The sequence below is a fragment of the Bradyrhizobium sp. P5_C11_2 genome (assembly GCF_054049755.1).
The window spans coordinates 1-11,969 of record NZ_JBFULT010000206.1 but is presented as its reverse complement, the minus strand read 5'-3'; the positions used below and the strand labels follow the sequence as shown (position 1 = coordinate 11,969).

The 11,969-nt window shown below is 63.3% G+C and carries 7 protein-coding genes and 1 pseudogene; 6 read left to right on the top strand and 2 right to left on the bottom strand.

Going from position 1 to position 11,969, the window contains the following annotated elements; translation table 11 throughout:
• Positions 1 to 284: 284 nt before the first annotated feature.
• From ACXJL8_RS19900 to ACXJL8_RS19875, 6 genes and pseudogenes are all read left to right on the top strand, one after another.
• Positions 285 to 1,523, top strand: coding sequence for an ABC transporter substrate-binding protein (locus ACXJL8_RS19900; protein WP_456617824.1), 1,239 nt, complete (start codon positions 285 to 287; stop codon positions 1,521 to 1,523).
• Positions 1,524 to 1,664: 141 nt separating this feature from the next.
• Complete coding sequence (locus ACXJL8_RS19895; protein ID WP_456617634.1) at positions 1,665 to 1,892, top strand: hypothetical protein; 228 nt, start codon at positions 1,665 to 1,667, stop codon at positions 1,890 to 1,892.
• A 462-nt stretch (positions 1,893 to 2,354) separates the two neighbouring features.
• Positions 2,355 to 2,591: pseudogene (locus tag ACXJL8_RS19890) on the top strand (winged helix-turn-helix domain-containing protein); the annotation flags it as partial.
• A 198-nt stretch (positions 2,592 to 2,789) separates the two neighbouring features.
• Positions 2,790 to 5,255, top strand: coding sequence for an ATP-binding protein (locus tag ACXJL8_RS19885; RefSeq protein WP_456617834.1), 2,466 nt, complete (start codon positions 2,790 to 2,792; stop codon positions 5,253 to 5,255).
• 77 nt (positions 5,256 to 5,332) lie between these two features.
• The gene (locus ACXJL8_RS19880) at positions 5,333 to 6,541 is read left to right on the top strand and encodes an ABC transporter substrate-binding protein (RefSeq protein WP_456617635.1); all 1,209 of its coding nucleotides are present in this window, start codon (positions 5,333 to 5,335) and stop codon (positions 6,539 to 6,541) included.
• Positions 6,542 to 6,797: 256 nt separating this feature from the next.
• Positions 6,798 to 7,343 (top strand): hypothetical protein, encoded by a 546-nt coding sequence (locus ACXJL8_RS19875; protein WP_456617636.1) that lies wholly within the window; start codon positions 6,798 to 6,800, stop codon positions 7,341 to 7,343.
• Here the strand turns inward: ACXJL8_RS19875 and ACXJL8_RS19870 are convergent.
• A complete protein-coding gene (locus ACXJL8_RS19870; RefSeq protein WP_456617637.1) occupies positions 7,340 to 8,611 on the bottom strand; it encodes an efflux RND transporter periplasmic adaptor subunit in 1,272 nt (423 codons plus the stop codon). The genes ACXJL8_RS19875 and ACXJL8_RS19870 overlap by 4 nt on opposite strands.
• Positions 8,608 to 11,790: an efflux RND transporter permease subunit gene (locus tag ACXJL8_RS19865; RefSeq protein ID WP_456685438.1), complete on the bottom strand. Its 3,183-nt coding sequence runs from the start codon at positions 11,788 to 11,790 to the stop codon at positions 8,608 to 8,610. Before ACXJL8_RS19865 ends, ACXJL8_RS19870 begins: the two co-directional genes overlap by 4 nt.
• Between the last annotated feature and the right edge of the window lie 179 nt (positions 11,791 to 11,969).

The window sequence follows — 11,969 nt, the reverse complement described above, 5'->3', positions numbered from 1 at the left end:
CCCGGAGCAAGGACGAGACCCGCGCAAGGCGCCGCCGGCCGGCGCCCCCGTGATCCGCTTTCCCTCCGCCCGCAATTGCGAAACTTAACGGTGCTTCAGCATCTGTAACCGCGCCTGCCGCAGGGCGCCGGCTATACTCCCGAGGCCGACTGTCGCTTTTGCTTGTCCGGCAACCCGCAGCATCACGGAGGCATTGCTTGATCACGAGCAGAAGTGACATTTCGATTTCGGGCATTGCACGACGCTTGATTGGCATCACAAGGCTTCGCATAACGAGGCGTCGCATAACAAGGCTTGGCATCACAAGGCTTGGCATCGCCACCGCCGTGCTGGCGGCCGGCACGGCCGGCAGCTCCGCGCAACCGCAATACGATCCCGGTGCGAGCAGCACCGAGATCAAGATCGGCAACATCATGCCGTATAGCGGCCCGGCATCAGCTTACGGCATCATCGGCAAGACGATGAGCGCCTACTTTCGCATGGTCAACGACAATGGCGGCATCAACGGCCGGAAGATCAACTTCATCTCGTATGACGATGCGTACAGTCCGTCCAGGGCGGTCGAGCAGGCACGACGGCTCGTCGAGGACGACGAAGTGCTCGCGATCTTCGCGCCATTCGGCACCGCGAGCAACGCCGCCATTCAGAAATACATGAACAATCGGCATGTGCCGCAATTGTTTGTCATAACGGGAGCGTCGCGTTGGGCCGATCCCGTGCATTTTCCGTGGACCATTGGCTGGCAACCGAGTTACCGGACCGAGGCACGCATCTATGCGGATTATATCCTGGCGCACCATCCGGGCGCCAAGATCGGCGTTCTCTACCAGAATGACGATTTCGGGCGCGACTATCTCCTCGGATTGCAGGATGCCCTCCAGGACAAGTACGCCGAGACGGTCATTACCAGCCAGCCCTATGAGATCAGCACGCCGACGATCGAGTCGCAGATCGTTGCCATCAAGGCCGCCGCTCCCGACATATTCATCAATGTCGCCACGCCGAAATTCGCAGCTCAAGCGATCAGGAAGCTCGGCGAACTGGACTGGCATCCCATCCATATCATCACCAACGTCTCGGTCTCGGTTGGCGCGGTGCTCAGGCCCGCCGGACTGGACAACGCAAAGGGAATTCTGAGCGCCGGCTATCAGATGGACGTGACCGATCCGCAGTGGGACAGCCATCCGGGCATGCAGCGCTTTCGCGCGTTCATGGCGAAATATTATCCGGACGCGGATCGATCGGAGAGCGGCCCGTTGATGGCGTTCAACATGTCGAGCGCGCTGGTGGAAGTGATACGGCGCTGCGGCGACGAACTCACGCGCGAAAGAATCATGAAGGTGGCGACGGATCTCGATATCGAGACTGCCGCCTACATTCCCGGTGTTCGGATAAAGACATCGCCAACGGACTTTCGCCCGATCGAGCATCTGAAGATGATGCGCTTCACCGGCGAGAGGTGGGAATGGTTTGGCCCGCTGCTGGACGGACATGCGGACCAGACGATGCCTTCGTCCGACTAGCGCGCCGAACAGCGCAGGCCGCGACTTCGTGCAAAGACGAAAATGATCGTTCAAATGATACTGCCGATCCGGCGCACGCATGCACATGTCAGGCAAGCGAGCCGAGGCGTTCCCGGCGTCGCTTCATCAAGGAGACGTTCTATGACGACACTGAAGCTCTTGTCCGCCGGACTGATGGTTGCAGCCATGATTGCCTCTCCCGCGATGGCTCGCGAAGGCAACGCGAAGCGGACCAATGTCGACGCTTATGCGTCGGCTCAGCGCGTGCCGGTCACCTCCAAGCGCAGCTGCGTTCGCGCTCCCGACGTCGGCGCATACGCATCCGACCCGTGGCGCCGGCCCCCCTGCGAGCCCACGTCCGGCTATTGAGCACGCGAGCCGAAGGAAGCCCCGTCGGCGCAAGACAACCGCTGGCGCTGAGCTGAAGGAGTTCATCTCGGCGCCTCGGGGCCGTCTGTCGCACGGACGGAAGAATGGCGGCACTGCATGAAGCCGCTGTTCTTCCGGCCCGCCACATTTCAGTGGAGACCTTCCGCAGCAGGCGACAGGGTGCCTTGCCCCCTACCGGTCGTGCGGCCCGTTCCGCTCTCCCATTTTGGCACTCCTGATCGCGTCACGAATTCGTGTATCGAACCGCGAGCATTGCGGGCGCTTGCGTCGCGCATGGCGGACAGCCGTCTACGGAGAAGGTCGTCTTGACACGCCAACGGCCTCGCCTGTAGGACACCAAGGCATATTCACGCTTTTCAATATCTTGCCAGGGGGCGGTGATCTTCGGGTGGGCTCTCGCTTTCCCGACATCACGGCATTGAATCTGATCCACGGACCCCGATGTCTTCGCCGGCTGATCGAACTTACACTTTCGGAAACTGGCTCATCGACTGCCAGCATAGAGAGCTGAGGCACGACAACGTCACGGTGCCGATCGGAAGCCGCGCATTCGAGATTCTCGAGAAGTTGGCAGGCTCTGCCGGTCTCCTGGTGACCAAGGATGAATTGATCGGGAGCGTCTGGTCAGGCCTGGCCGTCGAGGACAACACGCTCCAGGTCCATATCTCCGCCGTCCGCAAGGCGCTCGGCAAGGATCGCGATCTCCTCAAGACGATCTCGGGACGTGGCTATACGCTCGCCGGAAGCTGGCGAAGCGGGCATCTGGATCAGCCTGCAGCCGCCGCACCGGTATCCGTTCCGGCCGCGTCGTCCTTTTCGAGCAATCTGCCCAACACCCGCGCGCCTCTCATCGGTCGCGAGGATTGCCTGCACGAGTTGGCCGACGTGCTGTCCGCATATCGGACAGTGACTCTCGTCGGCCCCGGCGGCATCGGCAAGACGAAGCTGGCAATCGAACTCGCGCGGCGCGTCGCGCCGTCGTTCAACGATTCGGTCGCGCTGGTCGAGCTCGCGACTCTGCAGGATCCGGCGCTCGCAACATCCGCAACCGGCCGTGCCCTCAGGCTTGCCCTGAGCGACAAGGACGTCTCGGCGGCAAGCATTGCCCAGGCCATCGGCTCGCGCCGCTTGCTTCTTGTGCTGGACAATTGCGAACACGTCATCGATGCCGCGGCACAGATCGCCAGTGCCGTGCTGCGCTATTGTCCGAATGTCACCGTTCTTGCAACCAGCCGGGAAGGCCTCCGCATCGACGGCGAATATGTTGCGGCGATCCCGCCGCTGTCGGTGCCCCACCCCGACATCCATGACCCCGATTATCTTCTCCGGGAAAGCGCAGTGCAGCTGTTCGTCGCACGCACGAGGGCGTTGCGCGCAGGCTTCGCTCCCGGCGCGCACGACCTGCTGAAGATAGCCGCCATCTGTCGCCGGCTCGACGGGATCCCGCTCGCGTTGGAATTTGCCGCTGCCCGGGCCGCGAACCTCGGGGTCGACACCGTATTGCTTCGCCTGGACCATCGTTTCGAGCTGCTGAGCGGCGGCCGCCGCGACCAGCTGCCGCGACATCAGACCCTGCGGGCAACACTGGACTGGAGCTACGATCTGTTGCCGCCGACGGAGCAGAGGCTGCTGTGCCGGCTTGCGGTGTTTCCGGCCGGCTTCACGCTCGATGCGGCCATCGCAATGATGGACGACGACTCGTCCCGGTCGGACGTCATCGAAACACTGTTCAATCTGGTTGGAAAATCGCTCGTCTCGCTGGACCCGTCCTTTGAGGGGCGATGGCGCCTCCTCGAGACCACCCGCGCTTATGCCCTGGAGAAGCTGGCGGAAGCAGGCCTCGTCGAGCAAGCGGCGAGACGGCACGCGAGCTTCCTCAGGCAACTCGTCGCGCCGCTCGGCGACGCCACTCCCGCGTCCGACGATATCTCTCGTCTTGCCCAAGAGATCGGAAACGTGCATGCGGCGCTCGACTGGGCCTTCGCACCCGATGGCGATGCCGCGCTCGGGATCGAGCTGACGGCCGGCTTTGTTCCGGTATGGATGCAGTTGCTGTCTTTCATGGAGTGCTCGAGCCGGATCGAGCACGCTCTCGCGCATTTCAGCCCTGAGCTGACCTGCGACCCGAGGCTCAAGGCGCACCTCTATGTCGCTTTGGGGTTCGCGCTGCTCAACACGACCGGCTCGGCGGACCGCATGAAGGCGGCCCTCAACATCGGGCTTGTGCTCGCCGAAGAGCTGTCCGATCTCGAGCTTCAGCTCAGGGCCGTTTGGACGCTGTGGAGCCACAATCTCAACTCGGGTCAATATGACGCGGCCAAGCACGTCGGAGAGCGATACCTCGAGATCGCCTTGCGCACGGGAAATCCCGCCAACGAGACCGTAGGCCGTCGCCTGATCGGCGCGGCGACCCATTTTTACGGAGCGCAGGAGGATGCAAGGCGCGAATTGACCCTGTCCCTGGACCATTCGGCTCACGGATTGAAGGACGGTGCGAACCAGATGTGGTTCCTGCTGAACCAGAGCGTTCTGGCCAAAGCCATGTTGGCGCGCGTCCTGCTGCTACAGGGACAGATCGCCCAGAGCAGATCCCTGGCCGCCGAGTGCCTCCAGGAGGCGCAGCGCGAGAAGGACAAGCTTGCGATCGCTTACGCGCTGCGGAACGCCGTCTGCCCGATTGCGCTGATGACGCATGATCTCGCCGCTGCCGATGAGGCGATATCGTCTCTTCTCGAGCTGGTCACGCGCGAGGGCATAGCGTTCTGGGCCAGCTGGACGTCCTGCCTGAAGGGTCAGTTGCTCGTCCTGCAGGGCAAGCATCGCGATGGAGTAGCACTGCTGCGCACCGGGCTGAAAGCGCGAGCCGAGAATGGATGGCTGATGCGCAATCCCGAGTTTATCGGATCGCTTGCCGAGGGCCTGCTCGCGAGCGGCGAGATTGCGCAGGCCCTCACCGCCGTGGAAGATGCCCTGACTATTTCCCGGCAGGGCAAGCAATTGTGGTGCCTTGCGGATCTGTTGCGGATCAAGGGCGAGATCCTGCTGGCCGGAGACTCGTCCGAGACCTCCCGGTCGGAATTGCTGTTCTCAGAAGGTCTATCCATTGCGAGAGAGCAGCAATGCCGCTTCTACGAGCTGAAGGTCGCGGCGGCCTGGGCGAGGATCATGGCGGCATCCGACCGTCAGCAGACCGCGCTCGACCTCGTCGGTCCGGTCAGCGCTCTGTTCGATCGTGGGGTGGATCTTCCCGCGCTCGCCTTTGCGCGCGGTCTCGCTGCAAGCCCGGGCGCCTCGGTTACGACACACCCCGGCGACCGGCCCGCTTCCTGCACTTGCCACTAGGTCGCTGCCGCCTTCAGCCCGCCCGACATGTCCCGCATCGCCGCAACAACCCCACTCAACCCTCCGGACCGCGCTTGATGAGCATTTCCAGACGACAGGCCTTGGGCAGCATTGGCGCTTCGATCTTTTCGCCTGGCATCCTCCGGGCGCAGGGCACGAGACCGATAACGATCGGTGAAATCAACTCCTACAGCAGCGCGCCGGCGTTTACGCTGCCCTATCGTCGCGGCTGGCAATTGGCGGTCGAACAGCTCAATGCGAAGGGCGGCCTTCTCGGGCGTGAATTGCGGGTCATCAGTCGGGACGACGAAGGCAAGCCAAGCGTAGCGATTCGCGCGGCGGAAGAGCTCGTGCGCAGGAACGGCGTCGATCTGCTGGCAGGCGCCTATCTGTCGAATGTCGGACTGGCGATCAGCGACTTCGCGCGGCAAAACCGGATCCTGTTCGTGGCGAGCGAACCGCTCACGGACGCCCTCGTTTGGGAACGGGGACATCGATATTGCTACCGGCTCCGGCCCTCGACATACATGCTGGCCGCCATGCTGGTGGAGGAAGCAGCCCAGCTGAAGGCGACACGATGGGCGACGATCTCCCCGAACTACGAGTATGGGCAATCGGCCGTGAAGTGGTTCATGCAGCTTCTCAGCCGCCGCCGTCCCGACGTCCAGTTCATTGGCAGTCAGTGGCCGCCCTTGGGTGCCATTGATGCCGGCATCGTCGTGAACGCCCTCGCTCAGCAGAACCCCGAGGCGATCCTCAACGTCACCTTCGGACCCGACCTCGCCAAGTTTGTTCGGCAAGGCAATGATCGCGGCCTGTTCGAAGGACGAAACGTCGTGTCGTTCACGACCGGTGAACCCGAATACCTCATTCCCCTCGGACAGGACGCACCGGAAGGCTGGATCGTGACCGGCTATCCCGTGACCGAGGCTCTGGGTCAAGCCAACAGCGCTTTCGTGTCGGCCTATTCCTCGCGCTATGGCGAGGCTCCCACGATGGGCTCCGTGGTCGGTCACGCGCTGATCAGCTCGATCGCAACTCCGATCGAGAAGCTCGGGAGCCTCGATACCGAGGCGATGGCCGACGGGTTTGGCAATGTCAGCTTCGAAACGCCGTTCGGACCGGCAACATGGCGCTCCATCGACCATCAGAGCACCCTGGGGACGTTTGTCGGCCGCACCACCGTCAGGGGCAACACGGGCGTCATGGTGGACTGGAAATATCTGGACGGCGGAACGATGTTTCCGCCGGATGCCGAAGTTCGCAAATTGCGCGCGTCAACATGAAACGCAGAGCCTCGCCTCGGGGCGACGCGTCACCCGTGCATTCGGCCGGAGCGCTTGGCGCAGTCCGGCGCGCGCTGTGCGTGCTGCAATAACTTCGCCTCAGCATCCCGGCGGCAGGATCGGCGACACCCCCGGCGTTGCCGCCGCACCTGACGCGTTGGCCGGCAACATTGTCGCGGGCGATGCCAGATTCATCGAGACCCCCTCTGCACAGCTCGAGCTGTTTGGACTGGGCACGATAGCGGCATTTGGATCGATGCCTGTGCCCCCAGCGCCGTTGGTGGCCGCCAGGATCGTACCAGGCGCCGGACTGGCGGCGACTTGCGGGATCGAGAGCGGCAGCGACGCGGCGCTCACTGCAAGCCCTCCCGGCGTCGAGCTGCATGCAACGGTCGTCCCCGTTCCCACCGGCGTCGCCGCGGCAATCGTGCCGGTGGCACTGCCGTTTAGTCCCGTGACAGGCAGTATCGGAACGATGCTGCCTAAGGTCGAGACACCCGTGCTCGATACGCTCGGCGTCAGCGGCATCGGCGTTGGAGGCGTCGATGGCGGAGCGCAGACGACCACCGTGCCCGGTGTCGCCGGATCCGAGGCGAGCGGAACGGGCGCCAGCGTCGTATCGGGTGCGCCCGGCTCGGTCGTTGCGGAAAACGGGCCTGGACTATTGAGCGGCGAGGTGACGATCGCGCCCGGCACCGTCGGAAGGCCCATCGCCGTGGTGCCCATCGTTGCGACCTGCGCCTCGCCCGGAGCGCAGCCCGACAGCAGAACGATCATCGTTGCGAGCACGATCCGCATCTAGCTCACCTCGGTCTTGCGGATGGCGACCTTGCTGCCCTCCGTCAGATTCACCGTCGGATTGAGCACGACCTGGTCACCGGGCTGCACGCCGTCGCGGACTTCAACCTCGGTGCCGAAATCGCGCGCGATCGAGACCTTCTGCAAATGAACGGTACCGTTGCGGACGACCGCGACATGAAGTCCGTTCTGGTCGAAGACGAGTGCATCGGCCGGGATCGTCATCGACGGCGTCCTGCGTGGAATCGACAGCTCCACCGTGCAGTAGATGCCGGGATTGAGCGCCCCGTCCGGATTGGGCACGTCGATCTCGGTCAGCAACGTCCGGCTTCCCGGCTGCAACGCGGTTGCGATGCGTGTGACTTTCCCCGGAAAGGTCCGGTTCGGAATCTCGGGGACGTGGATTTCCGCGTCGACGCCGGGTGCTACTCCGAAGGCCTCGTCCTGCGGCACGAAGACCTGGGTTCGGATCACGTTGGAATGCATCAGCGTGAACATAAAGGTCGACCCGGACTGCACCAGGCTGCCATTGTCCACGTTGCGTTGTGTGATCACGCCGTCGAACGGCGCCACCACGCGCTGGTAGGCCTTCTCCTGCTGAAGAACGCGAATCTGCGCTTCCTGCGCCGAGATGTTCGACTGGGCCACATTCACGGCGGCCTGCTGCGCGCGCAGGGTGAGACGATCGTTGTCACCCTGCTGCGCCGTCAACCAGCCTTGCTTGACGAGATTGCTGTCCCGCGCATTGGTGACATCGGCGAGCTCCCGGCTTGCTTGCGCCTGCTGCAAGGCTGCCTGGTTCTGGGCCAGCGTCGCCTGTGCCTGCGCGATCTGCTGGTCGAGTTCCGGAGCGGTGATTTCCGCGAGAAGATCGCCCTTCTTCACGCGATCGCCGATATCCACGTAGCGCTTTTCGATATAGCCACTGGTCCGCGCGAAGATATTCGCCGCCTCGAACGCCGTCGTCGTCGCCGGCAGCGTGACCTTCATCAGGTCGCCGCTGGGCCGGACCGCGGCCACCCGAACCTCCGGAATGGCCGTTCTCGCCTGCTCCGCCACTGCGGCGACCTCACGCGCGGCCTGATAGTGCCGCCAGCCTCCAACGCCGAGACCGCCGGCGAGGAGCAGAAGCATGCCTCCTCCGAGCAGCGCGCCGCCATAGCGGCGTTCCGGCCGCGAGCTCTTGCCGGGCAGCTCCACGATCCGGCAGCTCTCGCCATCAGGCCGGTTCTTCACGTCGTCGCCATCGGTCCGCGCGCGAACGTCGGTCATTCCGGTTGCTCCTCGAATACGCCGTGGTGAGGCTTGCCATCGTTGCCTTTGCGCAGCATGGCAAAGAGGTAGGGCACGATCAGCAATGTCGTCGGGGTCGCGAACAGCAGTCCGCCGATGACGGCACGTGCGAGCGCCGCATTCTGCTCCTCGCCCGCACCTCCTATCGCCATCGGGATCATGCCCACGATCATCGCGGCGGCGGTCATCAGGACGGGACGGATCCTCGTGCGGCCTGCGCTCAGCGCCGCCTGGAACGCAGGGTGTCCCTTCAACTGTTGTTCGCGCGCGAAGGTCACGAGCAGGATGGAATTCGCGGACGCGACACCGACCGCCATGATCGCTCCCATCAGCGAGGGCACGTTCAACGTCGTTCCGGTGATGAACAGCATTGTCACGATGCCGCAGAGGGTTGCCGGCAGCGCCATGATGACGACGAAGGGATCGCCGAAGTTCTGATAGTTCACGACCATCAGCAGGTACACCAGGATGGCGGCAAACAGCAGTCCGATTCCCAGATCGCGGAATGACTGATTCATGCTCTGGATCTGCCCCAGAACCTGGATCGAATTGCCCGGCTGGAGCTGCTTTTGCAGAGTTGACGTCACCTTGTTGATATCGGCCGCCACGCCGCCGAGATCACGGCCCTGGACGCTGGCGTAGATGTCGAAGACGGGCTGCACGTTGGCCTGGTTCGAATTGGTGGGAACGGTCCCGCGCTTGAACGTCGCGACATTGCTGAGGAGGCCGGGCACTGTCTGCCCGCTCGCGGCAACCGAGGCCGCCACCGGCGTGTTCCCCAAGGCGTTCAGCGAGTTGGCCCTGTACTCGGGCGTCTGCACCGCCAGATAATACGGGATGCCCGACGTCGGATCGGTCCAGAAGTTCGGCGAGACCTGGGCGGATGAGCTGAGGCTGACGTTGATATTGGTCGCCACCGTGCTGGCGTTGAGCCCCAGCTGCGCGGCCCGGGTCCGGTCGATATCGGCGTAGAACGCCGGGGCGTCGACTTCCTGCTGGAGATGCGCATCGACGACGCCGGGAATTGTGGCGAGACTCTTCTGCAGTTCCTTTGCGACGGCCAGGTTGTTGGTGCCGTAGCCGACGGTGCGGACGTCGATCTGCGCTGGAAGACCGAAGTTCAGGATCTGCGTGACGATATCGGCCGCCTGGAAGTAGAAGGTGTCCTCGGGGAATGCCGCCGGCAGCACCTGGCGCAGCTTCTTCACATAGTCCGCGGTCGGCTTGTGCCCGTCCTTGAGCGACACGAGAATGGTGCCGTCATTGACGCCGATCGTCGAGCCGTCGGCGAATGCCAGGTTGTAGGAACGCGCCGGAAGCCCGATATTGTCGACGATCAACGCCCGGTCCCGCTCGGGAATGACCTCGCGGATCTTGTCTTCGACCGCCTGAAAGATCCCCTCCGTACGCTCGATGCGGGTGCCGGCAGGCGCGCGGACGTGGAGCTGGATCTCGCCTCCGTCGATCAGCGGATAGAAGTCCCTGCCGACATAGGCGAACATGACGGCTCCGAGAGCCAGCACCAGCACGGCAATGACGGGGACGACGGCACGACGCCGGAGCAACGTCGTCAGGAGATCGGAATAGCCGTCGCGCAGGCGCTCGAACCCGCGCTCGAACATGGCCGAGGCGCGCGAGAAAATGCCCGACGGCGTCTCCCCCTTGGCAGGATGCCGCTCGCTCTTCAGCAACAGACCGATGGTGATCGGCGTCAGCGTCCGCGACAATCCGTATGACGCCAGCATCGCGAACACCACCGCCAGACCAAGCGGCGTGAAGAGGTATTTGGCCGGCCCTTCCAGGAATACGACCGAGGTAAACACGCAGCTGATCGCCAGCGTGGAGACCAGCGTCGGCACCGCGATTTCGGCCGCGCCGTGCAGGGTCGCCTCCGACAACGGCATGCCCTCCTCGGTCCACAGCCGATGCGTGTTCTCGATCGTCACCGTCGAATCGTCGACCAGGATGCCGACCGCGAGCGCAAGCCCGCCGAGCGTCATCGTGTTGAGGGTCTCGCCGAGAAAATACAGCACGACGAGCGAGGACAGCATCGCCAGTGGAATTGAGATCATGACGACCAGCGTCGACCGCCACGATCCGAGAAATACCAGAATCATCAGCGCGGTGAGGCCGGCCGCGATTCCGCCTTCGCGCAGCACGCCATCGACCGAATGGGTGACGAAGACCGACTGATCGAACAATTCGCTGATCTTCAGGCCGGGAGGCGCCGACGCGCGAATCGATGTCAGGGCCTTCTTGACGCCGTTCACGACGGCAAGCGTGGAGGCGTTTCCGTTCTTGATCACGCTGAGCAGAACGGAACGGTGGCCGTCCTCCCGCACGATATTCTGCTGGACCTGCGATCCGTCGCGAACCTGAGCGACATCCTTCAGGAGGATGGTGGCCCCGTTTGCGAACTTGACGGGGATCATGTTGAGATCCTTGATCGAGGCCGGCGTCGCGTTGGTTCTGACGGTGTACTGGGTGTCGCCGATCTTCGCCGTGCCTGTCGGCAAGGTCAGATTCTGGGTGTTCACGGCGTTGACGATGTCGAGCGGCGTCAACCCACGCGACAGAAGCTTGTTCGGATCGATGTCGACCATGATCTGGCGATACTTGCCGCCCGCGGGCGTGGGCAGGGTCACTCCCGGAACGGGAGCCAGTTGCTGCCGGACGCGATAGATCCCGAAATCGTATAATTGCTGCTCGTTCAGGCTATCGGACTGCAGGCTGAGCTGCAGCACCGGCACGCTCGAGGCGTTGAACTGCACGATGATCGGCGGCTGAATGCCCGGCGGCATCAGCGCGCGGATGGCGTTGGTCGCCGAGACGATCTGCGCAATCGCGAGATCGAGATTGACGTCCGGCTGAAAGTAGATCTTCTGAACCGACAGGCCGTTGAGCGTCTGCGCCTCGATGTTCTTGATGCYGGTGACGTTGGCGCTGATCGAATACTGGCTGTAGGTGCTGACGCGCTGCTCCATCTCCGGTGTCGAGAGACCCGTGTAGCTCCAGATGACCGTGACGACGGGGATACGGATCTCCGGAAAGATGTCCGTCGGCATCGACCACACCGCGATGCCGCCGAGAAACAGGATCAGGGCCGCCAGTACATAGAATGTGTGCGGAAACCGCAGAGCAAAGCGAACAATTCCCATGATCGTTTCCGTCTGGAGCAAGTCGCGCTAGATCTTTGAACAGATGACGATGGAGGGCCATCCGTGCAAATGAAAACGAATTCATGGGCTCCAGGGCGGGCGGAGTGCGCTCCTGCGAACCATCACCGTTTCTCGATCGCTCAAGGAGCGGTGAGCTCCCTCGACCTTGGGCTCGAGAT

Coding starts and splice junctions, on each gene's coding strand:
- ACXJL8_RS19895 (WP_456617634.1), top strand. CDS start 1,665: ATGACGACACTGAAGCTCTTGTCCGCCGGACTGATGGTTGCAGCCATG.
- ACXJL8_RS19880 (WP_456617635.1), top strand. CDS start 5,333: ATGAGCATTTCCAGACGACAGGCCTTGGGCAGCATTGGCGCTTCGATC.
- ACXJL8_RS19875 (WP_456617636.1), top strand. CDS start 6,798: ATGCCTGTGCCCCCAGCGCCGTTGGTGGCCGCCAGGATCGTACCAGGC.
- ACXJL8_RS19870 (WP_456617637.1), bottom strand. CDS start 8,611: ATGACCGACGTTCGCGCGCGGACCGATGGCGACGACGTGAAGAACCGG.